Raw genomic sequence first — 24,508 nt, 5'->3', positions numbered from 1 at the left:
ACGGACGCGGCGGCTTCACCGGCCGCGTCCAGGTCGGCGGCGGCTGGCAGACCTACGACCAGATCTCCGGCGGCTCCGACTACACCGGCGACGGCCGCCCCGACCTGGTCGCCTCCGACAAGGCCGGCGTCCTGTGGATGTACAGGTCCACCGGCAGCGCCACCAAGCCCTTCGAGACCCGCAAGAAGATCGGTTCCGGCTGGCAGGTCTACAACCAGCTCGTCGGCACCGGCAACATCGCGGGTGCCGCCGCCGGGGACCTCCTGGCGCGCGACAAGGACGGCGTGCTCTGGATGTACCTCGGCAAGGGCGACGGCACCTTCACCGGACGCACCCGCATCGGCGCCGGCTTCGGCCGCTACGGCGAACTCGTCGGCGCCGGGGACGTCGACGGCGACAAGAAGAACGACCTCCTCGCCGTCGACCCCGCCACCAGGACCACCTACGTCTTCAAGGGCACCGGACAGCGGTACACCCCGCTCAACCTGACCCGCGCCGCCGTCCCGGCCTTCAAGGGCGGGACGTACAACCTCTTCGGCTGATCCATGGCCATACGGGCGGCCGATCGACCAACCGGCCAACCGACCTGACAGAGTCGGAACTTCCTCGGATCGTCGTACAACCATCCGATCTTCCCGTGAGTCATGCGGGCGTGGCGTGTCGCGCCACGCCCGCACTCCTGGGGAGAAGCCTTCCGTGACCCGTGCACTCGCCGTCACCGCCACCGCCGTCGTCCTCGCCCTGACCGCCGGAACCGTCGCCGCGACCGCGGCCCCCGCCCTCACCGGCGCCGTGACCGCCGGCACGGCGGACCAGGCGCCCGTCTCCCTGCCCACCGGGAACACCCTGCGCGGCAGCGGCCCGTCCGGCTTCCTGACCGTCGACCCGAAGGCGCCCGACCGCTTCTCGTGGACCCGGTACGCCGACGGCGTCACCGTCCAGCTGCCCAGGGGCACCTACCGCGGCGCCGTCGGCAGCGACGTCGTCGTGAAGACCGACGGCCCCACCGCCTACGCGCTGTACGACATGGCCACGGGCGCCGCGCCCGTCGTCATCGACGTCGCCCCGTCCCTCGGCGCCGGCGCCGAACTGCTCAGGGCGGCCGGGAGGACGCTCGTCATGGCCACCGACGACGCGGCCGGCCGGACCAGCCTGCACCTGGTCACCGCGGGCGGCGCCAAGACGGTCGAGGGCCTGCCCGCGGACGCCCGCCTCGTCTCCTACGACCTGTCCGTGCCCGACGTCCTCGCCGTCACGTACACCGCCACCGTCGGCGGCGCCGTCCAGAAGCGCCTCGCCGCCGTCGACCTGGCCACCGGCACGGTCGGGGACGACCGCACCGTGCCCGCCTCCACCGCCGACATCAGCGCCTCCGCCACCCACGTGGCCTGGTCCGAGAAGGACGCCGCCGGCCGGCTGACCGTGGTGACCGCACGCCGCGGCGAGACCGCGACGGTGCGCACCCCCCTCACGGGCCCGGACGCCGTCGTCCGGGTCGACGTGATGGGCGACTGGGTCACCTACACCGCCCCCGGCGGAGCCGAGGCCCGGACGGCGAACCCGCTGTACGCGATGACGGCCCGCCCGCTCGCGGGCGGGACGCCGGTGAAGGTCATGGACAGCACCAGGGCGATCTACGGCTCCGAGACCGTCCAGGGCGGCACCCTCGCCCACGGCGAGGGCGTCTACCGCATCGCCCCCGGCGCCGACGGCAGGCCGGTCGCCACGCTCCGCGCGAGCAGCGGCGAGGGCACCGCCCTGGGCCTGACCGGCCAGGAGGTCCCCGCCACCCTGGACTTCCGCACGGACCGCCCCCAGCCGGCCATGATCTGGTACCTCGACCGGGGCAACGCCCGGGTGCACGTCGAGCTCACCCACAAGGCGACCGGCAAGCGGTGGACGGCTCCGTGGACCCACCCGGACGGCGCCCGGCGCTACACCACCTCCTGGGACGGGCGGTTCGACGACCACACGGCCGCCCGGAACGGCGCCTACACCTGGAAGCTGATCGCCGAGCCCCTCAACGGCATCGGCCCGGACCTGGTGCGCACCGGCACCCTCACCGTCGCGAGCGGCACCGGCCCGCACGACTACTCGGACAGCGGCGCCCCGGACCTGCTGGTCCGCAACGCGTCCGGCGGGCTGTCCTCCTTCGACTTCCCGCAGATCCTCGGCCAGCTCACCGACCGCTCGGAGCGGACGGACCTGGGCGGCGGCTGGCAGACCTACGACCGCCTGGTCGCCACCGGCGACGTCGCCGGCACGCCCTTCGCCGACGTCGTCGGCCGCGACCGCGCCGGCGTCCTCTGGTTCTACCAGGGCAAGGGCACGTCCCTCGCCCGCCGGACCCAGGTCGGCGGCGGCTGGCAGACCTACGACAAGCTCACCGCCGGCAGCGACCTCACCGGCGACGGCCGCGCCGACCTCGTCGCCGCCGACAGGGCCGGTGTGCTCTGGCTCCACCCGGCCACCGGCGACGCCGCCAGGCCCTTCGCCACCCGCAAGAGGATCGGCGGCGGCTGGCAGATCTACAACAAGATCACCGCCACCGGGAACATCGGCGGCGGCCGGGCCGGCGACCTCGTCGCCCGGGACAAGGACGGCGTCCTCTGGCTCTACCAGGGCAGGGGCGACGGCACCTTCGCCGGCCGCACCCCGATCGGCGGCGGCTGGCAGCAGTACAAGGAGATCGTCGGCATCGGCGACGCCGACAAGGACGGCCGCCCCGACCTGCTCGTCGACTCCCCCGTCCTCTACCGGGGCCAGAGCCTCTCCTTCTACAAGGGCACCGGCGACGCCCGCGCCCCCTTCGCCTCCCGCAAGAAGCTCTGGACCCCGGACACCTTCAACGACCAGAACGCGCTGGTGTTCTGACCGCCCCGCGGGGCGCGGTCCACCGCGCCCCTCCCCCGTCCTCCCCCTGACACCTCGTGAGGAAAGCCCCGTTGAAGCACCGCCTCGCCACCACCGCCGCCCTCGTCCTCGCCGTCACCGCCGGCGGCCTGGCCGCTCCGGCGGTCGCGTCCGCCGGCCGGCCGGCCGCCTTCGCGGCGGCCGAGACGGCCGCCCCGCTGACCGTGCCCGCCGACTCCGAGATCGTCAGCGCGGGACCGACCGGCATGCTCACCCGCTCGGGGACGGGCACCGGCACCGCGTACCGGTGGACCCGGCACGCCGACGGGCAGACGACCGTCCTCCCCGGCGGCACCCACTGGGGCAGCCCGGGCACGGACGTCGTGGTCTCCCGGGACGGGGCCGTGTTCACCCTCACCGACATGGGCGACCCGGCGGCACCGCCCACCGTCGTCGACACCTCGGCGTTCAACACCGCGGCCACCCCGTACGAGTTCCAGCGGGCCGTCGGCCGGACGCTCCTGATGAAGAAGTCGGTGGAGGGGCGCGCCGACACCGTCCACCTGGTCTCCCTGGAGGACGGCAAGGTCGTCGACCGGAAGGTCGCCGTGCCGGACGGCAACCAGATCCGCTACCACTACGCCCCCCGGCCCGGCGACCTCGCCCTGCTCCACGTCTCGCCCGACTACACCGTGTGGACCCTCTCCGTGGTCGACCCGGCCACCGGCGCGCTCACGGAGTCGCACGTCACGAAGCCCCACGTGCAGATCGGGGGCGTCACCCTGACCCCGAAGCACGTGACCTGGGTGGAGGACCCGTACTCCTCCGTGAACCGCAGGCTGGTCGTCGCGGACCGGACGACGGACGAGCGCCGGACCGTGCCCCTGTCCTCGCCGGGCGACACGACCGGCACCTCCTTCCGCTCGCTCGGCGACTGGCTCGTGTACGCCAACCCCGGCGGCGGCACCGCGCTCTCCCCGAGCCCGCTCCACCCGCTCGCCGTCCGCTCGGCGACGACCGGCGAGACGTTCCCGCTCCTGGCGCACGCCGGATCCGTCGTCCCCGACGGCAACGGCGGCCTCCTCGCCCTCGGCGGCACCCTCGCCCACGGCGAGGGCCTCTACCGGATCGCCCCGGACGCGGCCACCGGCAGGCCCGCGGCGACCCTCGTCCGCACCTCGGGCCTGCCGACCGCCCTCACCGCCGTGACGGAGACCCTGCCGCCGGCCGGCACCCTCGACTTCGACGCCGCGGGCGGCGAACTCGCCGCCGGCTGGAAGCTCAGCCGCTTCAACGCCACCGCCTCGCTGACGCTGGAGCACACCGCGTCGGGCCGGACGGCGACGGTCGCCGCCCCCGCGCCCCGCGCGGGCGTGACCGACGTCGACCTCACCTGGAACGGCCTGTACGAGGACGGCATGCCGGCCTACAACGGCGCCTACACGTGGACGATGCGCGCGGAGCCCGCCAACGGCATCGGCCCCGCGATCGAGCGCCGGGGCACCTTCACCCTGACCCGCGCGCCGCGCCCGCACGACGTCGACGGCAACGGCTCGCCGGACCTGCTCACCCGCAGCGCGAACGGCTACCTCACCTCGTCCGACCTGCGGCAGCTCCGGAGCCTGACCTCCGAGGGACAGCCGGTCCCGCCGTACGAGCCGTACCACCTCTCCATCGGCGGCGGCTGGCAGGTGTACGACCGCGTCACCGCCACCGGTGACATCGCCGGCAGCGGCCACGGCGACCTCGTCGCCCGCGACGGCACCGGCATGCTCTGGTTCTACGCGGGCAAGGGCACCCACACGGCGCCCCTCGCCGCGCGCACCCAGGTCGGCGGCGGCTGGCAGATCTACGACAAGCTCATCGGCGGCTCCGACCTGACCGGCGACGGCCGCGCCGACCTCCTCGCCGCCGACAGGTCCGGCGTGCTGTGGCTCTACGCCTCCACCGGCGACGCCCAGTCCCCCTTCGCGGCCCGGAAGCAGGTCGGCGGCGGCTGGCAGCAGTACAACGAGATCACCGCCACCGGCGACCTCGCGGGCGCCACCGGCGGCGACCTCGTCGCCCGCGACGCCTCCGGCGCCCTCTGGCTGTACCTCGGCAAGGGCGACGGCACCTTCACCACCCGCACCCCCGTCGGGGGCGGCTGGCAGCAGTTCCGGCGGATCCTCGGCGTCGGCGACGTGGACGGCGACGGCCGCAACGACCTCGTCGCGGGCTCGGCGACTCCCGCCCTGGATTCCACGTCCTACTCCGGCCTGTTCCTGTACCGGGGCACCGGCAGCCGGACGGCCCCGTTCGCGGCCAAGGAGTACCTCGCCCAGGTGCCGCTCGACGAAGAGCTCCACTGACCCCGGCCCCTCCCCTCCCCGCCCCGCCCCCGCCCAGAGAGGCCCCATGCCCCACCGCGGACGCATCACCCCGCGCCGTCTCGGCGCGGTCGTCGCCGTCGTCCTGATGGCCACCGCCGGCCCGGCCGTGCTGCCGGCCGGTGCCGCCGCGCCCGGCTCCCCGGCCGCCGCGCCCGCGGCGACGGCCGACGTCACCGCTCCCCTCCTCGACCCCGGCGACAGCGTCCGGGGCCTGGGCCGGACCGGCTTCCTGAGCTGGGACGCCAAGGACCCGAACGTCCAGCGCTGGACCCGCCTGTCCGACGGGGCGGTGACGGCCTTCCCGTACGGCGCCTCCGCCTTCGGCTCCCTCGACTCGGACGCGGTCGTGGTCCGGGGCCACGACTCCGTCGGACTGCGGGACATGGAGAAGGGCACGGAACTCCTCTCCGTGCCGCTGCGCGCGGAGCTGTACGCGGGGGCCGCCGGCTCCACCCTCTTCTCCGTCACGACCGAGGCGGGCGAGAGCCCCCTCGCGCTCCACTCCCCCGGCGCGACCGGTCCGGTGCGCCGGGAGGCGACCGGGCTGCCCGTGGGCACGGCCGGGCTGCGCGTCGTGGCGGCGGCGGACGGCGAGGCCCTGGTGCGGTACACGACCGGCTCGGGGGCGGCGCTCGCCCACCACGTGGCGGTCCTGGACCTCGCCACCGCCGCCGTCACCTCCACCCACCGGGTCGCCGCCTCCGACGCGTACACCGGCTACGCCCTCTCCGCCGGGTACGTCGCCTGGACCGAGACCGAGGGGACGGCCACCACCGCCGTCGTCCTGGACCGTGCCACCCGGCGGGTCCAGCGCTTCACGGTGGCGTCCGCACCCCGGCTGGTCATCGGCCTGGCCGGGAAGTGGATCGCCTACTCCCGCCCCGGCGGCCTCCAGGAGCACAGCGCCGGGACCGCCAACGCCCTGACCGCCCGCAGCCTCACCTCCACCGCCACCCGCACGCTGCTCGACCACACCGTGTCCGGCATCGACGCCCCCGGCGACGCGCACGGCTTCGTCGGCGGCACCACGGCCGGCGGCGAGGGCCTCTACCGGATCGCGCCCGGCGCGGACGGCGTCCCCGCCGCCACCCGGGTCGCCGCGACGGGCGCGCCGACGCAGGTCGCGCTGGTCCGGCACACCGTCCCCGCGACGGTGGACCTCGACCGCACCGGCGGGGGCCTCTCCATGGCCTGGTACCTCAGCCGGAACAACGTCTCCATGACGGTCACCCTCCGCAACACCCGCACGGGCGAGTCGTTCACGGAGTCCGTCACCCAGTCGGGACGGGACGAGGACCCGCAGCCGATGCGGTTCGACTGGGACGGAACCCTCGACTGGCACGGAGATCCCGGCTTCCACACCGCCGCGTCGGCCGGCCCGTACACCTGGCAGATCACCGCGACGCCGCTCAACGGCATCGGGCCCGCCCTGAAGAAGTCCGGCTCCTTCACCGTCACCCGCAGGACCGGCGCGCACGACTACGACAGCGACGGCTCGCCGGACGTCCTCGCCCGGGACACCGCGGGACGCCTGTGGATCCAGGACCTCTACGACCGGCCCGCCTGGGGAGCGACCTTCCAGAACCCCGAGTCGCCCGTCGGCAGCGGCTGGCAGGTGTACGACCGGATCGAGGCCACCGGCACCATCGCCGGGGCCGCCGCACCCGACCTCGTCGCCCGCGACCGCGCCGGCGTCCTCTGGCTCTACCTCGGCAAGGGCGACGGCACCTTCACCGCCCGCCGCGCGATCGGCGGCGGCTGGAACGCGTACGCGCACCTGACCGGCGGCAGCGACCTCACCGGCGACGGCCGCCCCGACCTGGTCGCCACCGACCGCTCCGGCCGCCTCTGGCTCTACCGGAGCACCGGCTCCCTGTCCGCTCCCTTCGCCGCCCGCCGCCTGATCGGGGCGGGCGGCTGGGAGGGCTACGACCGCCTCGCCGCCACCGGCAACCTCGCCGGCGGCGCCGCGGGCGACCTGGTCGCCCGCGACCGCGCCGGCGTCCTCTGGCTGTACCTCGGCAAGGGCGACGGCACCTTCGCCGCCCGCACCCGGATCGGCGGCGGCTGGCAGGGCTACGACGACCTGATCGGCTCCGGCGACATCGACCGGGACGGCCGGCCCGACCTGTACGTGGCGGATGTCGCGTACGGCAACCTCTCGCCGGGCTTCTACCGGGGCACGGGCGCCTGGCAGAGGCCGTTCCGCCCCGTGGAGGGGCTGAACACCGTCCAGTTCGGACGGACGTTCGACCTCTTCGCCTGACCCCTACCGACACGGGACGGTCGCCCGGACCGTCTTGCCGACCGTGCGGTGCTGCACGCCCCAGGCGGTCGCGAGGGCGGCCACGAGCAGAAGCCCGTAGCCGCCCCCGTCGGACTCCCGGGCCGGTGACGGCCGGCGCTCGGCCCGCGCGTCCGAGAGCTCGACCCGTACGTGGCCGGCGCGGCGCTCCATCCGCAGCTCGAAGTCCCGTCCGGGGACCCGGCCGTGCCGCGCCGCGTTGTTCGCCGGCTCGGCCACCACCAGCTCCGCCGCCTCCGCCGCCGCGCCGGTCAGGCCCCAGTCCTTCAGCTGGTGCGCCGCGAGCAGCCGGGCCAGCCGCGCGCCCCGGGGCGTGGGGCTCAGACGGAGCGCGAACTCCGGCGCGCATGCACTTCTCGGAGGGGTGATTTCCGGCTTCATGACACCGAGCGTGGGGCCCCGGCCCTACGCTGACCAGCAGCGACGCCACGACGCTGGGTAACTGTACGAAGACGCCAAGAGGGCGGTACGGATGTCGGGGAACGAGGAGGAGAGGCCGGAGCAGCCCTCCGAAGTGGACGGTACGGCGCACCCGTTCAGTGCGCTCGGCAAGATGCTGAAGGTCCTGCGGCGCAATGCGGGCCTGAGCCAGACGGAACTGGCGGAGATCACACACTGCAGCGAGGACCTGATCTCCGCGATCGAGCGGGGTGTACGGACTCCGCAGCCGGACTTCCTCATCCGCGCGGATCCGGCGGTACGGGCGGGCGGGGTGCTGGCGGCAGCGGTGGACGACGTCCGGGAGGCGTTGGCGCGGGCGCGGACCCGGCATCCGGACTGGTTCCGCAGCTTCGCGAAGGCGGAGGGCGAGGCGGTGGCCCTCCACTACTACGCGGTGCAGGCCGTACCGGGGATCCTCCAGACGCCCGCCTACGCCGAGTCCGTCTTCCGCCACCGCCGTCCGCTGTACGACGAGGTGACGATCGAGAAGCGCCTCGCGGACCGCCTGGCTCGCCGAGTGATCTTCGAGAAGTGGCCGGCGCCGACGATGAGCTTCGTCGTGGAGGAGTCGGTGCTGCGTCGCCCCCTGGGCGGCGGGGAGGCCTTCCGGGAGCAGCTGTGCCACATCGCCGAGGCGGCTCGAATGCGCACGGTGCACTTCCAGATCATCCCCACCGACCGGGAGGAACACCCGGCCCTGGAAGGGGCGTTCACCCTGCTCACGCCCAAGGGCCGAAGGGAGGTGGCGTACATCGAGAGCTACCGGCACGCCCGGCTGATCACCGACCCGGAGGAGGTGCGCATGTACACCGAGCGCTATGGGGTCATCCGGGCGCAGGCACTCACGCCCTACGAGTCCCTGGACGCGATCGAGAAGATGCCGGGAGAGCTATGAGCACCACAGGACTGGTCTGGTTCAAGAGCAGCTACAGCGGTGGCGAGGGCGGCGAGTGCATCGAGGTCGCCTACGACTGGCGCAAGTCCGGCTACAGCGGCCCCGAGGGCGGCAACTGCGTCGAGGTCGCCGCTCACCCCACCGCCGTCCACGTCCGTGACTCCAAGGTCCCCCACGGGCCGCAGCTCGCCGTCGCGCCGGCGGCCTGGGCCGTGTTCGTCGAGGTCACCTCGCGGGTCTGACGGGGCCGGACGCACACAGGGCCTCCCCGGGTCGGCCGGGGAGGCCCTTCGCGTTCACGGAAGCTTCAACCACAGCCCCGTAAAAAGGACTTGGCGGCGATTCAGATGTCGATCGCGCTGGGCTACCCTGTGGCCCATGCAGGGGGAATTGGAAAACGACTCTAATTTGGCCGGGAGCGGCGCGCAGCCGCTCGACGCGGACGATCCGCGCCGGATCGGCGCCTTCCGCCTGCTCGGCGTGCTCGGGTCCGGCGGGATGGGGCGCGTCTACCTGGGGGCGGTCCCGGGGACGTACGCGGCGGTCAAGCGGGTGCTGCCGTCGCTCGCCGAGGACAGGGACTTCCTGAGCCACTTCGGGCACGAGCTGGACAATCTGGCGCGGCTGCCCGCCGGGGCCAGCACGAAGCTGCTGGCGAGCGACCGGCTGGCGAAGCCGCCGTGGTTCGCGACGGAGTTCATCCCGGGCGTGACGCTCAACGACGCGCTGCGGCTGAACGGCGGGCCGCTGCCCGCCGACGCGCTGTGGCGGCTGCTGCGGGAGGCGGCGGCGGCGCTGCGGGCGGTGCACGCGGCGGAGATGGTCCACCGGGACCTGAAGCCGTCGAACGTGATGCTGACCGCGAGCGGGCTCTCGCTCATCGACTTCGGGGTGGCGCGGGCGGCCGACCAGAGCCGGCTGACGAAGACCGGCATGATCATCGGCACGCCGGCGTACATGGCCCCGGAGCAGGCCGTCGCGGACAGGACGCTGACCGGCGCCGCGGACGTCTTCGCGCTGGGCAGCCTCGTGCTGTACGCGGCCAACGGACGGCCGCCGTTCGGCGACGGGTCCGGGCACGACCTGCTCTACCGGGTCGTCCACGGCGAGCCCGACTTCGGGCGGCTGGCGCAGACGGACCCGGACCTCGCCGGCCTCGTCCGGACGTGCCTGGCGAAGGACCCGGAGGACCGGCCGACCGCCACCGAGCTCGTCGGGCACGCGGACGCGCGGGCGGCCGGAGCGGAGTGGCCGGAGGCGGTGGCGGTACGGATCGCGGAGCGCGACGTCTTCGCGGCGGGGGCGCCGACGGCCGAGGCGCTGGCCGAGCTGGAGGCGGCCGACCCGTCGGAGGACGTGGCCACGGCGCCGCTGACGCCGCAGGCACCGGCGACGGACCCGGCGTACCTGCTCGCCGGGAAGCCGGCCGGCGGCCGGGAGCACCGGCGGCGGAACCGGCTGGTCCTGATGGCCGTCCCCGTCGTGATCACGACCGGTACGACGCTGACGCTGACGCTGGGGCCGTACGAGCTGGGGCGCGCGGGCGCGTCCGGCGCCCCCTCGGCGTCGCCGACGGCCGCGACGGCCGCGCCGCCGTCCTCGGCGGGTCCGGGGGCGAAGCCGTCGTCCCCGGCCGGGCCGTCGGGGTCCGCGTCCGGCTCCGCGTCCGCGCCGGCGACCTCCGCGCCGCCGCCCGGCGCGCAGCCGCCTGCCGCCCCGCCGGCGGACGGCGGGGCGGGCGGCGGGGCCGCCTCCGGAGGCGGTACGGGCTCCGGCGGCTCCACGACCACGTCGGGGGGCTCCTCGGGCGGCTCGTCCGGGAGCTCCTCGGGCGGGTCCACGGGGGGCTCGTCCGGCGGGTCCTCGGACGGCTCCTCGGGCGGCTCCTCGGGCGGCTCCTCCGGCGGCTCCTCCGGCGGGGCCACGGCCGCGCCGCCGCCGGCGACGTCCGCCCCGCGCCCGACGGCGACCACGCCGAAGCCGACGCCGAAACCGACGCCGAAACCGAGCTCCGGCGGTTCGGGCCCCTCGGGGACGTACGCGCTGGAGAGCGCGAGCAACGGCAACTGCCTGGCGGAGCGGGACGCCGGATACGCCGTGCTGATCCAGTCGCTGCCGTGCGGCTCCATCCCGGACGCCGCCAGTTACTCCTGGACCTACCGGTCCAACGGGGACGGCAGCTTCCGGCTGGTCAACCGGCGGTCCGGCAAGTGCGTCCAGCTGGGGACCGGCGTCGCGCCGGTGCCCGCCTCCTGCAACGGGTCGAGCGCCCAGTCCTGGAAGTTCGCCACGTCCACGTCGGCCGGCCGGCAGATCAAGAGCGCCAACAACGGGCAGTGCCTGACGGCCAACCCGGGCGGCGTCGTGGTCTACGTCTGCAACGACGCGTACGACTCGCAGTTCTGGCGCAACATCGGCGCGCTCTAGGCACACCGCCCCGTCGGGCCGGGGACGCGGCCCGCGGGTGGTCCGCCCGCCGGGAATCGGAGCGCCGCCGACGGGGTTGGCGGGGGAACGAGCCGTCGTCGGAGGGGAAGAGGGTCATGCGGGCGATCCGGGTGGACGAAGTGGGCGGTCCCGAGGTGCTGCGGGAGGCCGAGGTGGAACCGCCGCGGCCGGGCCCGGGCGAGGCGGTCGTGGAGGTCGCCGCGTCCGGGGTCAACTTCCTCGACGTCTACCACCGCGAGGGCCGTTACGGCCTCCCGCTGCCCTTCACCCCGGGCACCGAGGGCGCCGGCACGGTCGTCGAGGTCGGCCCCGGCGTCGCCGGCGTCGCCGTCGGGGACCGGGTCGGCTGGGTGGAGATCCCCGGCTCGTACGCCGAGCGGGCCGTCGTGGACGCCTCCCGGCTGGTGCCGCTGCCCGACGACATCGGCTTCGAGACCGCCGCCGCCGTGCTCCTCCAGGGCATGACCGCGCACTACCTCGTCACCGACGCCTACCCGGTGCGGCGGGGCGACACGGTGCTCGTGCACGCGGCCGCCGGCGGCATGGGGCTGCTCCTGACCCAGCTCGTCACCCACCTCGGCGGCAGGGTGATCGGCACGGCGTCGACCACGGCCAAGGCCGGGTCGGCGCGGCGCGCCGGGGCCGCCGAGGTGATCCTCCCCTCCGCGGTCGACGACCTCGCCGCCGAGGTGAGGCGGCTCAACGGCGGCCGGGGACTGCCGGTCGTCTTCGACGGCGTCGGCGCGCACACCTTCGACGCGAGCCTCGCCAGCCTGCGGCCCCGCGGCCACCTCGTGCTCTTCGGCGCGGCGAGCGGCGCCGTGCCGCCGTTCGATCCGATGCGGCTCGCCCGCGGCGGCTCGCTGACCCTGATCCGGCCCAGCCTCGGGGACTACATCGCCGACCGGTCCGAACTGCTCCGGCGGGCCGCCGACGTGTTCGCGTGGGTGCGCTCCGGGGCGCTCGAGGTCACCGTGACGGGACGCTACGCGCTGTCCGAGGCGTCCTTGGCCCACAGCGACCTGGAGGACCGGCGCACCACCGGCAAGCTGCTCGTCGTCCCCGGTGCGGCCGCCGGCGGACGCCGCGGGGAGACGCGGGGCTGATCGCGGGTGGGGCGGGTGGCCGTGTCGGGGTGCGGCCCGGGACGCGCCCCCCGGGGCCCGGCCGGGCGCGCTTCAGGGTCCGGTCCGCTCCGGTGCGGTGAAGACCGGGACCGTGACGCCGTCCGGGCCCTCGCGGAAGGCGGCCTCCAGCGGCATGCCGACGCGCAGGCCGTCCTCCGGCACGCCCACGACCTCCGTCATCATCCGCGGCCCCTCCTCCAGGTCCACGACCGCCGCCGCGTAGGGCACGCGCCCGTCGAAGGGCGGCAGGTCGTTCCGGTGGACGACGGACCAGGTGTAGAGCGTGGCGCGGCCGCTCGCCCGCTCCCAGACCACGTCCTCGCTCCAGCAGTGGGGGCAGAACTCGCGGGGGTAGTGGTGGGGCCGCCCGCAGGCCCGGCAGCGGCGGATCAGGAGGCGCCCCTCGGCGGCCGCGTCCCAGTAGGTCCGGGTGAAGGCGTCGATGTCGGGGGTGGCGGTCACAGGAAGAGTCCGATCGCGGAGTCGAGGGACCAGGTCTGCCAGGAGAGGGCGAGGAGGGCCACCAGGGAGATGAGGGCCATCATCGCGTTCTGCCCCTGCTCGGCCCAGTCGTGGATCATGAGGACGAGGTAGAGGAGGTTGAGGAGGAGGCCGCCGGCGAGGGCGATCGGGGTGAGGAAGCCGGTGACCAGGCCGAGGCCGAGGGCGAGTTCGGCGTAGACGACGACGTGCGCCATCAGCCGGGGGCGCGGGGCGACGACGGTCTCGAAGCCGGTCCGCACGGCCGCCCACCGGTGCTTCGACGCCACGTCCGCCGCCCAGGCGATGCCCGTGCCGCGCTCGAACCAGCCCTCGCGGTCCTTGTGGCGCCAGCTCTCCAGCCACCACAGACCGAGGCCGATGCGGAGGACGGCGAGCCATTCGGCGCCGGTGAGCCAGACGGTCTGCATGCGTGGTCCTCCTCGACGGCCCTCAATATCTGACGGTACGTCAGTTCAGCGCAGCGCCCCCGTCCTCCGCAAGGGGTCGGAGGGCGTGACCGTTTCGCAACCGAAACCCCTCTTGACCGAGACCCACTACGTGTACACGTCATTACGCTCAGCAGTCATGGTCACCACCCCCCAAGAACCGGTGTACGTCATCGGCGCCGGCCCCGGCGGGCTCGCGGTCGCCGCCACCCTGCGCGCCCGCGGCGTCCGCGCCGTCGTCCTGGAGAAGTCCGACGCCGTCGGCACCTCCTGGCGCGGTCACTACGACCGGCTGCGGCTGCACACCACCCGGCGGCTCTCCGCCCTGCCCGGCCTGCGGATACCCCGCGCGTACGGCCGCTGGGTCGCCCGCGCCGACCTGGTCCGCTACCTGGAGGCGTACGCCGAGAAGCACGAGCTGGACGTCGTCACCGGCGTCGAGGTGCACCGGATCGAGCGGGCGGGGGACGAGGGCGGGGGCTGGGTGCTGCACGCGACCGGCGGCCGGCGGCTGACCGGCCGGGCCGTGGTCGTCGCCACCGGCTTCAACCACACCCCCACCGTGCCGGACTGGCCGGGGCTCGACACGTACGAGGGAGACCTCCGGCACGCCCGCGAGTACCGGAACCCGGAGCCGTACGCGGGCAAGGACGTGCTCGTCGTCGGCATCGGCAACACCGGCGCCGAGATCGCCGCCGACCTCGCCGAGGGCGGCGCCGGCCGGGTCCGGATCGCCGTCAGGACCGCCCCGCACATCCTGCGCCGCACCACCGCCGGCTGGCCCGCGCAGCGCAGCGGCATCCTCGTCCGGCGGCTGCCGGTCCCCCTCGTGGACCTCATGGGGCGGGGCCTCGCCCGCTTCGCCGCGCCGGACCTCTCCGCGCACGGGCTGCCCCGGCCGACCGCCGGTCTCGCCAGCCGCGTCCGCGAGGGCGCCATCGCCGTCCAGGACGTGGGCCTGGTCGCCGCCGTCCGGGCCGGGAAGGTCGAGGTCGTCGCGGCCGTCGAGGCCCTGGAGGGGCGCGAGGTGGTGCTCGCCGACGGCAGCCGGATCACCCCCGACGCGGTGATCGCCGCGACCGGCTACCGCCGGGCCCTCGAACCGCTCGTCGGCCACCTCGACGTCCTCGACCCCCGCGGCCGCCCCCTGGCCCGCGGCCCCCGCAGCGCCCCCGGCCTCTATTTCGTCGGATTCGCCAACCCCATCAGCGGAATGCTGAGGGAAATATCCCTGGAGGCGGAGCGGATCGCGCGGCGGATCGCCCGCACCGCGCCGAAGCGGAAGTAGCGCCCCGGACGACCCGAGACCCCGCCCCCCCGGCGGGGTCTTCGCGCTTCCTCCGCACCGCCCCATTCCTGACTGGGCGTCAGTTCTGTAATCTGACTAGGCGTCAGGTCACTTGTCCGGGACGCGTCCTGAACGGAAGGGCGGAGCGGAACGATGCTTGGATCGACCCACGGCACCTTCACCACCGGTCTGCGCGCCCGCGTGGACGCCTGCGGGGAGTCCCCCCGCACCGCCGTCCACGGGCACGCCGCCGCGCCCGGCGACCGGGACGTCAGCGGACGGGCGCTGTACGCCGAGGTCCCCGACCTCGGCCGCTTCTTCCGGCCCCGGTCCGTCGCCGTCGTCGGCGCCTCGGACGCCGAGGGGCGGCCCAACACCGGCATCACCCGGCAACTGCTCGCCTGGGCCGAGCGGGTCGGCGCCACGCTCGTGCCCGTGCACCCCACCCGCACCACCGTCTTCGGCCTCGACTGCGTGCGCTCCGTCAAGGACCTCGCGGAGCCGGTGGACCTCGCCGTGCTGCTGGTCGCCGACCCGCTGCCGGTCGTCGAGGAGCTGGGCGAGGCACGGGTCCGCTTCGCGGTCGCCTTCGCCTCCGGCTTCGCCGAGACCGGCGCCGGCGGGGCCGCCGCCCAGGAGCGGCTGGCCGAGGCCGTGCGGCGCACCGGGATCCGCCTGCTCGGACCCAACACCAACCTCAACGCCTTCGAGCACTTCCGCGACGACCTCGACGGGCCGGCCGTCGCCCTCATCACCCAGTCCGGACACCAGGGCCGGCCCGTCTTCAGCCTCCAGGAGCTCGGCATCCGGCTCTCCCACTGGGCGCCCACCGGCAACGAGGCCGACCTGGAGACCTCCGACTTCCTCTCGTACTTCGCCTCGCTCCCCGAGGTCGGCGCCATCGCCGCCTACGTCGAGGGGCTCAAGGACGGGCGGTCCTTCCTGCTCGCCGCCGACCGCGCGGCCCGCGAGGGCGTGCCGGTGGTGGCCGTGAAGGTCGGCAGGACCGAGACCGGGGCCAGGACCGCCGCCTCCCACACCGGGAAGCTGACCGGCGCGGACCGGGTGGTGGACGCGGCGATGCGGCAGTTCGGGGTGATCCGGGTCGACGGGCTCGACCAGCTCCAGGACACCGCCGCCCTGCTCGCCCGGGCCCGCAGGCCGCTCGCCGACGGCGTCGTCGTCTACTCGATCTCCGGCGGCACCGGCGCCCACTTCGCCGACCTCGCCACCGCCGCCGGGCTCCGCCTGCCCGCCCTCCCCCAGGCCAGGCAGGACGAGCTGCACCAGTGGATCCCCCCGTACCTGAACGTCGCCAACCCGGTCGACAACGGCGGCCACCCGGTCGGCGACTGGCGCGGCCGGAAGATCATCGACTCGATCCTCGCCGACCCGTCGGTCGGGGTCCTCATCTGCCCCATCACCGGCCCCTTCCCGCCCATGAGCGACAAGCTCGCCCAGGACCTGGTGGACGCGGCGGAGGCCAGCGACAAGCTGGTGTGCGTCGTGTGGGGCTCCCCCGTCGGCACCGAGGACGCCTACCGGACCACCCTCCTCGGCTCCTCCCGGGTCGCCACCTTCCGCACCTTCGCCAACTGCATCGGCGCCGTGAAGGCCTACCTCGACCACCACCGCTTCACCGCCGGCTACCGCTCCCCCTTCGACGAGGCCCCCCGCACCCCCTCCCCGTCCTTCCGCAAGGCCCAGGCGCTGATGCGGCCCGGACGGCGGCTCAGCGAGCACGCGGCCAAGCAGCTGCTGCGCGCGTACGGGATACGGGTGCCGCGCGAGCAGCTGGTGACGAGCGCGGCCGCGGCCGTCCGGGCCGCGGGGCTCGTCGGCTACCCGGTGGTCATGAAGGCGTCCGGCGCGCAGCTCGCCCACAAGACGGAGCTCGGGCTCGTGAAGGTCGGGCTGACCTCGGCGAGCCAGGTCAGGGACGCGTACCGGGACCTCACCGACATCGCCCGCCACGAAGGGATCGACCTCGACGGCGTCCTCGTCTGCCAGATGGTCGGCAGGGGCGTCGAGATGGTCGTCGGGGTGACCCGGGACGAGCTCTTCGGCCCCACCGTCACCGTCGGTCTCGGCGGCGTCCTGGTGGAGGTCCTGAACGACACCGCCGTGCGGGTCCCGCCCTTCGGCGAGCGCGAGGCCCGCTCGATGCTGGACGAGCTGCGCGGCCGGGCCCTGCTCGACGGGGTGCGCGGCGCGCCGCCCGCCGACGTCGACGCGCTCGTCGAGGTCGTGCTGCGGGTCCAGCGGATGGCCCTCGAACTCGACGGCGACCTCGCCGAACTCGACATCAACCCGCTGATGGTGCTGCCGCGCGGACAGGGCGCGGTGGCCCTGGACGCGCTGGCCGTCTGCCGATAGGAGCCCGCCCGATGCCCGACGTGCTGCACACGGTCGAGAACGGCGTCTCGTGGATCACCCTCAACCGCCCCGAGGCGATGAACGCGGTCACCTGGGACCAGCGGGAACGGATCGTCGCGCTGCTCGCCGACGCCTCCGCCGACCCGGCCGTCCGCTGCGTGGTCGTCACCGCCACCGGGCGCGGCTTCTGCGCGGGCGCGGACCTGCGCGGCTCCCCGCAGGTCTCCGGGGAGCGGGTGGCCGGGGACGTCTCCCGCATGATCCGGCAGGGCGCCCAGCGCTTCGTCGCCGCCGTGCTGGACTGCGAGAAGCCGGTGATCGCGGCGGTGAACGGGACGGCGGCGGGGATCGGCGCGCACCTCGCCTTCGCCTGCGACCTGGTGCTCGCCGCCGAGTCCGCCCGCTTCGTCGAGGTCTTCGCCCGTCGCGGGCTCGTCCCCGACGGCGGCGGCGCCTACCTGCTGCCGCGGCTGGTCGGCCTCCAGCGCGCGAAGGAGCTGTTGTTCTTCGGCGACGCGGTGCCGGCGGCGGAGGCGTGCGCGATGGGCCTGGTCAACCGGGTGGTCCCGGCGGAGGACCTGGACAAGACGGCCCGGGCGTGGGCCGAGCGCCTCGCCCAGGGCCCCACCCGGGCCCTCGCGCTCACGAAGCACCTGGTCAACGCGTCCCTCGACGGCGATCGCGCCACCGCCTTCGCGGCCGAGGCGCTCGCCCAGGAGCTCAACATGACGACCCGCGACGCCCAGGAGGGCGTCGCGGCCTTCGTGGAGCGGAGGGAGGCCCGGTACGAGGGGCGGTGACCGGAGCGGCCGGCGGCGTCACGGGCCTTCCTATCTGACGCTCCGTCAGTTTCAATGCTGGACATGATGGGACACGCGGGGATGGCGGCCACCGTCGTCCGACACCTGAGAGCGGCCGGGGCGCCCACGGCCGCCGACCCCCTGCCCCGGCCCCCGCTGCGGGCCGTGCGGGAGGACGAGCGGGCGCCCGTCGATCCGGCGGAGTTCCGGCGGGTGCTGGGGCACTTCGCGAGCGGGGTCACGATCGTCACCGCGGCCGGGGCGGAGGGGCCGGCCGGCTTCGCCTGCCAGTCCTTCGCCTCGCTCTCGCTCGACCCGCCGCTGGTCGCCTTCATGGTCGCCCGCACCTCGACCACCTGGCCGCGCATCGCCGCCGCCGGGACCTTCTGCGTCAACGTCCTCGGCGCCGCGCAGGGGGAGCTGTGCCGGGGCTTCGCGGTGAGCGGCGCCGACAAGTTCGCGGGCGTGGAGTGGTCGCCCGCACCCGTCACCGGCGCGCCCCGGCTCGCCGGGGCGCCCGCCTGGATCGACTGCGCGATCACCGCCGTCCACACCGGTGGCGACCACCTGATCGTGGTCGGGCGGGTGGAGGCGCTGGGGGCGGCGGAGGAGGGGGAGCCGCTGCTCTTCCACCGGGGGCGGTTCGGGCGGTTCAGCGGAGCGTGAGCGCGGGGGCGGCGGGGCGGCGGATGACCAGGGACATGAGGGCCGCCGCCGCGCAGAGGGCGCCCGAGGCGTACCAGACGACGTCGTAGGAGCCGAAGACGTCCCGGGCGACGCCGCCCGCGAAGGCGACGACGGCGGCGCCGACCTGGTGGGAGGCGAGGACCCAGCCGAAGACGATCGCGGAGTCCTCGCCGTAGTGCTCGCGGCAGAGGGCGAGGGTGGGCGGCACGGTCGCCACCCAGTCGAGGCCGTAGAAGACGATGAAGAACACCATCGGCGGGTGGACGGACGGGGCGAGCAGCAGCGGCAGGAAGAGGAGCGAGACGCCCCGCAGGGCGTAGTAGACGGCGAGGAGCCGGCGGGCCTCGAAGCGGTCGGTGAACCAGCCGGAGGCGATCGTGCCGACGACGTCGAAGACGCCGATGACGGCGAGGAGTCCGGCGGCGGCCGTGACCGGCATGCCGTGGTCGTGCGCGGCGGGCACGAAGTGGGTCTTCACCAGGCCGTTGGTGGAGGCGCCGCAGATCGCGAAGGTGCCGGCGAGGAGCCAGAAGGGGCCGGTGCCGGCGGCCCTGCGCAGGACGGTGAGCGCGCGGCGGGCCGCGCCGGTGACGGGCGCGGGCTTCTCGGCGTACTCGCCGCCGTACGGGGCGAGTCCGACGTCCGCCGGGTGGTCGCGCAGCAGCAGCCACACGAAGGGGACGACGGCGAGCGCGGAGAGGGCGACGGTGACGGAGGCCGGGCGCCAGCCGTGGTGCTCGACCAGCCAGGAGAGCAGCGGCAGGAAGACGAGCTGTCCGGAGGCGCCGGCCGCGGTGAGGACGCCGGTGACCAGGCCGCGGCGGGCGGTGAACCAGCGGTGGGTGACGGTCGCGGCGAAGGCGAGCGCCATGGAGCCGCTGCCGAGGCCGACGAGGACGCCCCAGAAGAGGACGAGCTGCCAGGCGGCCGTCATCCAGACGGTGAGCAGCGAGCCGGCCGCGATGACCGAGAGCGCGACGGCGACGACCCTGCGGATGCCGAAGCGGTCCATGAGGGCGGCGGCGAAGGGCGCGGTGAGGCCGTAGAGCGCGAGGTTGACGGAGACGGCGAAGCCGATGGTGCCGCGCGACCAGTCGAACTCCGTGTGGAGCGGCTCGATGAGCAGGCCCGGCAGGGAGGCGAAGGCGGCGGCGCCGATGATCGTGACGAAGGTGACCGCGGCGACGGACCAGGCGCGGTGGAGGCGCGGGGTCCGGGGACCGCGGGAGGAGGCGGGGGGTCGGTGCTGCTCCGTTGTCTGGGCCATGCCACCGAGCATGCTGGCCGGATCCCGCCTCCACCATTGGCCCGAGTGCCAGCTTTCCAACGGATCGGGCCACGCGGGTGGATCCGGAGGACGGCGGCTACGCGAGCCTGGGCAGGTCCCTGATCGGCCGGACCGCCAGCAGCGCCGCCACCACCAGGACCGCGATCCCCGCTCCCGCGAGCAGCACCGCCTCCGCGCCGACCAGGCCGGCGACCGGCCCGGACAGCGCGCGTCCGACGCCCATCATCAGCAGGGATCCGGCCACGTCGTAGGCGTGCATCCGGTTCAGCGCCTCCTGCGGCACGTGCGTCTGGACCGCCGTCGACCACATGACCAGCCAGTACGCGAAGGCCGTGCCCGCCACGAACTGCCCGGCGCCCAGGGCGGCGACCGGCGCGCCGGACCCGAGGAGCGCCAGGTTCACCGGGAGGCCGAGGAGGGCGACGGCGCCGGAGGCGAGGGGGCGGCGGGGGCGGATGCGCAGGGCGAGCAGGCCGCCGAGGGCGCTGCCGGCGCCGTTGACGGCCATCAGCACGCCGTACGCGGCCGAGCCGTGCCCGCCGGTGACCAGGCTCGCGGTCAGCGGCACCATCGGGCCGGCCACCGTCAGGCCGTACACCGTCCAGATGGAGATCACTCCCCACAGCCAGCTCCGGGAGCGGAACTCTCGCCATCCGAGGGCGAGTTCGGAGCCGAAGGAGCCGCGGGCGCGCCCGCCGGAGGGCATCGGCGGGATCCGCATCAGCAGGAAGCAGACGGCGCTGACGGCGAAGGTGGCGGCGTTGGCGGCGAAGGCGGCACCCGCGTTCCACAGGGCGACGAGGAGGCCCGCGAGCGCCGGTCCCGCCATCGTCATCAGCGCCTCCACCACCCTGAGGACGGCGTTGGCGCGCTGCACGTCGGGGGCGATGCGCGGGATGGTCGAGGCGACGCCCGGCTGGAAGAGCGCGGCTCCGACGCCGGCGACGACCGAGAGCGCGTACACCGCCCACAGCGGCGGGCTGCCGACCGCGAAGGCGACGGCGAGGAGCGCGGCGCCGGGCAGCCGCAGCAGATCGGCGGTGATCATCATCCGGCGGGCGGTGAAGCGGTCGGCGAGGACGCCGCCGAAGAGGACGAAGACGGCGAAGGCGGCGGTCCACAGACCGAGCGCGTAGCCGACGGTGGAGCCGGGCCGGCCGGCGCCGAGGAGACCGGCGGCGAAGGCCACCGGCACCATCCCCTCGCCGAGGACGGCGGCGGCCCGGGCGGTGAAGAAGAGCCGGAAGCTGCGGTTCCACAGAGGGGCGGGCGGGGGCACCGGGGACGTCCCCGTGTCGTCCCCGGACCGGTACCTGGTTTCCTTGTACGCGTTGTCCGTCACGGGCAGCCAGTCGTACCACCAGGTGGTCTGGACCACCAGTGATTTTGCCGAGGGAGCGCCCGTGCCGCACCGCGTCGTCGTCCTCGCCCTGCCCGGGCTGCTCCCCTTCGAGCTGGGCATCCCGCACCGGATCTTCGGCCGCGCCAAGGACGCCCGGGGGCGGCCGCTGTACGAGATCGTCACCTGCGCGGTGACCGCCGGCCCGGTCCCGACCGACGCCGACTTCGCCGTGCACGTCGCCCACGGTCCGGAGGCGCTGGCCACCGCCGACACCGTCGTCGTCCCCGCCTCGTACGAGCTGGGTCCGGTCTACGAGGAGGGGCGGCTCACCCCCGAGCTGGCCGCCGCGCTCGACCGCATCCGGCCCGGCACCCGGCTCGTCGCGATCTGCACCGGCGGGTACGTGCTCGCCGCCGCCGGCCACCTCGACGGGCGTCCGGCCACCACCCACTGGTCCTCGGCCGACCACTTCCAGCGGCTCTTCCCGACCGTCCGGGTCGACGCCGACGTCCTCTTCGTCGACGACGGCGACGTCCTCACCTCGGCGGGCGTCGCCGCCGGACTCGACCTGTGCCTGCACATCGTCCGCCGCGACCACGGCGCCGCGGTCGCCAACGACGTGGCCCGCCGCACGGTCGTCCCCCCGCACCGGGACGGCGGCCAGGCCCAGTACATCGCCCGCCCGGTCCCCGAGGCCGGCACCCACACCACCACCGCCGCCCGCGCCTGGGCGCTGGCCCACCTGCACGAGCCGATCCAGCTGCGGGACCTGGCCGAGCGGGAGGCGATGAGCGTCCGCACCTTCACCCGCCGCTTCCGCGACGAGGCCGGCGTCAGCCCCGGCCAGTGGCTCACCCGGCAGCGGATCGAGCGCGCCCGCCACCTCCTGGAGACCAGCGACCTCCCCGTGGACCGCGTCGCCCAGGACTCCGGCTTCGGCACCGCCCAGTCGCTGCGGGTCCACCTGATGGCCGCGATCGGCGTCACCCCGACCGCCTACCGGCGCACCTTCCGCACCGGCTCCGCCGGCTCCGCCGCCTCCTGAGCCGCGGGCCCCCGCCGGACGAGGCGCCGCTCGCCGACGGCCGCGACGGCGACCAGCAGCAGCGTGAGGCCCACCCCCCACAGGATCGCCGTCGACGGGGCCACCACCTTCAGCAGCCCGCCCGCGAGGGTGCCGCTCGCCGCGTACCCGGCGCCGACGGCCGCGTACATGATCGAGTACCCGGCGGCCAGCGCCGACGGCGGCAGCACCCGGCGCAGCGCCAGGTTCCGGGTCAGCATGGCCGGCGCCTGGAGCAGCCCCGCCGCGACCAGGGCCGCGCCGATGGCGAGCGCCCCCGGCACCAGCGCCACCAGCGCCACCCCGGCGGTCACCGCGAGGACGAGGACCAGCGACTGCACCGCGAGCGGCCCGGGCCAGTGGGGGCGGAGCCCGTACAGGAAGGATCCGGCGACCGAGCCGAGCGAGAAGCCGGCGAGCAGCGGGCCCGCCCAGCCGATGCCGATCCCGCGCTGTTCGAGCAGCGCGGGCAGGACCAGCTCGGCGAGGGCGAGCAGCGTCAGCGACGCGGCCCCCAGCACGTACACCGGCCACGCGGCGAGCAGCGCCCGCCGCGCCGTCCCGTCCTTCCGCTGCGGCTCCGACGCCCACCCGGCGGGCAGCAGCCACAGCCCGGCGAGCCCGAGCGCCATCAGCCCGCCCTGGAGCAGCAGCGGCACGGCCGGTCCCGCCCCCAGCGCGAGGCCGGTCGCCAGCGCGGGCGCGGCGGCCCAGATCCCGAAGGTCAGCATGGACTCCAGGCTCAGCGCCTGGGTGACGGTCCGCTCCGGCACCATGCCGGTGAGCAGCGCCCGCAGTCCGGCGGAGACGGCGACGGGCCCGGCGCCCGCCAGGAACGCGAGTCCGCCGAGGACCGCCGGGTGCGCGCCCGGCGCCAGCCCGAGGCCCGCGAAACCGGCCGCGCCCACGGCCAGTCCGCCCGCCATCTGCGGGCGCGCCCGCTCGGCCCGCATCCGCAGGCCGAGCACCGGCGCCGAGACGATCTCCCCCACCACGTACACGGCGGCGAGCACCGCTCCGAGGCTGTACCCGCCCGGCCGCTCCCGCACCAGGAAGACCAGCGCCAGCGGCGCCATGGCGACCGGCAGCCGGGCCAGGGTGGTGACGGCGCACCAGGTGAGGACGGGCCGGGTGAGGAGTTCGCGGTACGGCATGCGCATGACCGTACTGGGGGTGTCGGGGCACCCGCACGGGAGTATCGGGCGGGTCCGCCGGGTGCGCTCGCCGCGGCGCGTCCTAGAAGACCAGCACGCCCCGGGCGACCTTTCCGGCCTCCGCCTCCTCGCGGGCGCGGTCGAACTCCTCCACCGGGTAGGCGGCGGTGACGAGCTCGTCCAGGAGGAGCGTGCCGGTGCGGTAGAGCTCGGCGTAGAGCGGGATGTCCCGCTGGGGCCGCGAGGAGCCGTAGCGGCAGCCGAGGATCGACTTGTCGAGGAACATCGCCGCCGGCAGGAAGCCGGCCTCCGCCTTCGGCGGGGTCATCCCCAGCAGCACCGCCTGCCCGTGCCGGTCGAGGAGGTCGATCGCGGCGCGGACGAGACCGGTGTGGCCGACGCACTCGAAGACGTGGTCGGCGCCGGTGGGCAGCACCTCGCGGACGCCGTCGGCCGAGCCGAGGAAGTGCGTGGCGCCGAAGCGGCGGGCGAGCTCCTCCTTGGCCGGGTTGGTGTCCACGGCCACGACGGTGAGCGCGCCCGCGATCCGGGCGCCCTGGACGACGTTGAGCCCGATCCCGCCCGCGCCGATGACGACGACGGTGTCGCCGCGCGCCACCTTCGCCCGGTTGAGCACGGCCCCGACGCCGGTCAGGACGCCGCAGCCGAGCAGCGCCGCGGAGGTGAAGGGCACGTCCCGCGGGATCTTCACGGCCTGCACCGCCTTCACGACCGTCCGCTCGGCGAAGGACGAGTTCGACGCGAACTGGTGGAGCGGCCGGCCCTGCCGGGAGAAGGGCCGGCCCGGCATCCCGATCGCCTTGCGGCACATGGTCGGCCGGCCCGTGTCGCAGTCGGGGCAGGCACCGCAGTTGGCGAGCGTGGAGAGCGCCACGTGGTCGCCGGCGGCGACGTGGGTCACGCCCTCCCCGACCGCCTCGACCACGCCCGCCCCCTCGTGGCCGAGCACGACCGGCGGCGGGAAGGGGATGGTCCCGTCGATCACGGACAGGTCGCTGTGGCAGAGCCCCGCCGCCCGGATCCCCACCAGCACCTCACCGGGACCGGGGTCCCGCACCTCCAGATCCGTGACGACCTCGACGCTCTTCCCGTCGAACACCACACCCCGCACGACGATCC

General features: G+C 75.1%; 20 protein-coding genes. 13 read left to right on the top strand and 7 right to left on the bottom strand.

What is annotated here, in order from left to right:
- From IE287_RS38185 to IE287_RS39030, 4 genes are all read left to right on the top strand, one after another.
- Positions 1–542, top strand: a 542-nt coding sequence (locus tag IE287_RS38185) for an FG-GAP repeat domain-containing protein (protein WP_194690228.1), incomplete at its 5' end; no start/stop codon positions are given.
- 154 nt (positions 543–696) lie between these two features.
- Positions 697–2,874 carry an FG-GAP repeat domain-containing protein gene (locus IE287_RS00950; protein ID WP_189846929.1) on the top strand — a complete coding sequence of 726 codons (2,178 nt, stop codon included), beginning with the start codon at positions 697–699 and terminating at the stop codon, positions 2,872–2,874.
- Positions 2,875–2,945: 71 nt separating this feature from the next.
- Positions 2,946–5,204, top strand: coding sequence for an FG-GAP-like repeat-containing protein (locus IE287_RS00945; RefSeq protein WP_229883214.1), 2,259 nt, complete (start codon positions 2,946–2,948; stop codon positions 5,202–5,204).
- Positions 5,205–5,250: 46 nt separating this feature from the next.
- Complete coding sequence (locus IE287_RS39030) at positions 5,251–7,491, top strand: FG-GAP repeat domain-containing protein (RefSeq protein ID WP_189846928.1); 2,241 nt, start codon at positions 5,251–5,253, stop codon at positions 7,489–7,491.
- A gap of 3 nt (positions 7,492–7,494) precedes the next feature.
- On the opposite strand, the gene IE287_RS00935 is transcribed toward IE287_RS39030, so the two are convergent.
- Positions 7,495–7,911: an ATP-binding protein gene (locus tag IE287_RS00935; RefSeq protein WP_189846927.1), complete on the bottom strand. Its 417-nt coding sequence runs from the start codon at positions 7,909–7,911 to the stop codon at positions 7,495–7,497.
- Positions 7,912–8,002: 91 nt separating this feature from the next.
- Here IE287_RS00935 and IE287_RS00930 point away from each other — a divergent pair, with 91 nt between their 5' ends.
- From IE287_RS00930 to IE287_RS00915, 4 genes are all read left to right on the top strand, one after another.
- Positions 8,003–8,866, top strand: coding sequence for a helix-turn-helix domain-containing protein (locus tag IE287_RS00930; protein WP_189846926.1), 864 nt, complete (start codon positions 8,003–8,005; stop codon positions 8,864–8,866).
- Positions 8,863–9,108 (top strand): DUF397 domain-containing protein, encoded by a 246-nt coding sequence (locus tag IE287_RS00925; RefSeq protein WP_189846925.1) that lies wholly within the window; start codon positions 8,863–8,865, stop codon positions 9,106–9,108. Before IE287_RS00930 ends, IE287_RS00925 begins: the two co-directional genes overlap by 4 nt.
- Positions 9,109–9,244: 136 nt before the next feature.
- A complete protein-coding gene (locus IE287_RS00920) occupies positions 9,245–11,293 on the top strand; it encodes a serine/threonine-protein kinase (RefSeq protein WP_189846924.1) in 2,049 nt (682 codons plus the stop codon).
- Between the two features lie 116 nt (positions 11,294–11,409).
- A complete protein-coding gene (locus IE287_RS00915) occupies positions 11,410–12,420 on the top strand; it encodes a quinone oxidoreductase family protein (protein ID WP_189846923.1) in 1,011 nt (336 codons plus the stop codon).
- A 72-nt stretch (positions 12,421–12,492) separates the two neighbouring features.
- Here IE287_RS00915 and IE287_RS00910 read toward each other — a convergent pair whose 3' ends face one another.
- Entirely contained in the window at positions 12,493–12,903 is a 411-nt protein-coding gene (locus IE287_RS00910; protein WP_189846922.1) for a Zn-ribbon domain-containing OB-fold protein, read from the bottom strand.
- Complete coding sequence (locus IE287_RS00905; protein WP_189846921.1) at positions 12,900–13,352, bottom strand: DoxX family protein; 453 nt, start codon at positions 13,350–13,352, stop codon at positions 12,900–12,902. Before IE287_RS00905 ends, IE287_RS00910 begins: the two co-directional genes overlap by 4 nt.
- A gap of 157 nt (positions 13,353–13,509) precedes the next feature.
- On the opposite strand from IE287_RS00905, the gene IE287_RS00900 reads away from it, so the two are divergent.
- The 4 genes from IE287_RS00900 to IE287_RS00885 all read left to right on the top strand — a co-directional run bounded on the left by IE287_RS00900 (position 13,510) and on the right by IE287_RS00885 (position 18,500).
- On the top strand, positions 13,510–14,658 hold the full coding sequence (locus IE287_RS00900) for a flavin-containing monooxygenase (protein WP_229883213.1): 1,149 nt from the start codon (positions 13,510–13,512) through the stop codon (positions 14,656–14,658).
- Between the two features lie 153 nt (positions 14,659–14,811).
- A complete protein-coding gene (locus IE287_RS00895) occupies positions 14,812–17,034 on the top strand; it encodes an acetate--CoA ligase family protein (RefSeq protein WP_189846920.1) in 2,223 nt (740 codons plus the stop codon).
- A gap of 11 nt (positions 17,035–17,045) precedes the next feature.
- A complete protein-coding gene (locus IE287_RS00890; protein WP_189846919.1) occupies positions 17,046–17,834 on the top strand; it encodes an enoyl-CoA hydratase/isomerase family protein in 789 nt (262 codons plus the stop codon).
- 81 nt (positions 17,835–17,915) lie between these two features.
- Complete coding sequence (locus IE287_RS00885; RefSeq protein ID WP_189847253.1) at positions 17,916–18,500, top strand: flavin reductase family protein; 585 nt, start codon at positions 17,916–17,918, stop codon at positions 18,498–18,500.
- Here the strand turns inward: IE287_RS00885 and IE287_RS00880 are convergent.
- Positions 18,487–19,800 (bottom strand): MFS transporter, encoded by a 1,314-nt coding sequence (locus IE287_RS00880; protein WP_373307771.1) that lies wholly within the window; start codon positions 19,798–19,800, stop codon positions 18,487–18,489. The two genes, IE287_RS00885 and IE287_RS00880, sit on opposite strands and share 14 nt — an antisense overlap.
- Positions 19,801–19,885: 85 nt before the next feature.
- Positions 19,886–21,187 carry an MFS transporter gene (locus IE287_RS00875; protein WP_373307770.1) on the bottom strand — a complete coding sequence of 434 codons (1,302 nt, stop codon included), beginning with the start codon at positions 21,185–21,187 and terminating at the stop codon, positions 19,886–19,888.
- A gap of 25 nt (positions 21,188–21,212) precedes the next feature.
- On the opposite strand from IE287_RS00875, the gene IE287_RS00870 reads away from it, so the two are divergent.
- Positions 21,213–22,196: a GlxA family transcriptional regulator gene (locus tag IE287_RS00870; RefSeq protein WP_229883212.1), complete on the top strand. Its 984-nt coding sequence runs from the start codon at positions 21,213–21,215 to the stop codon at positions 22,194–22,196.
- On the opposite strand, the gene IE287_RS00865 is transcribed toward IE287_RS00870, so the two are convergent.
- Positions 22,148–23,368, bottom strand: a complete 1,221-nt coding sequence (locus tag IE287_RS00865; RefSeq protein ID WP_189846916.1) for an MFS transporter — start codon at positions 23,366–23,368, stop codon at positions 22,148–22,150. The two genes, IE287_RS00870 and IE287_RS00865, sit on opposite strands and share 49 nt — an antisense overlap.
- An 82-nt stretch (positions 23,369–23,450) precedes the next feature.
- Positions 23,451–24,500 carry a Zn-dependent alcohol dehydrogenase gene (locus IE287_RS00860; RefSeq protein ID WP_189846915.1) on the bottom strand — a complete coding sequence of 350 codons (1,050 nt, stop codon included), beginning with the start codon at positions 24,498–24,500 and terminating at the stop codon, positions 23,451–23,453.
- Between the last annotated feature and the right edge of the window lie 8 nt (positions 24,501–24,508).

Origin of the sequence: Streptomyces omiyaensis (genome assembly GCF_014650895.1) — a bacterium.
Taxonomy (GTDB): Bacteria; Actinomycetota; Actinomycetes; order Streptomycetales; family Streptomycetaceae; genus Streptomyces; species Streptomyces omiyaensis.
Note: the sequence above shows the minus strand (reverse complement) of the source record. Positions and strands in the feature narration are given on the sequence as shown.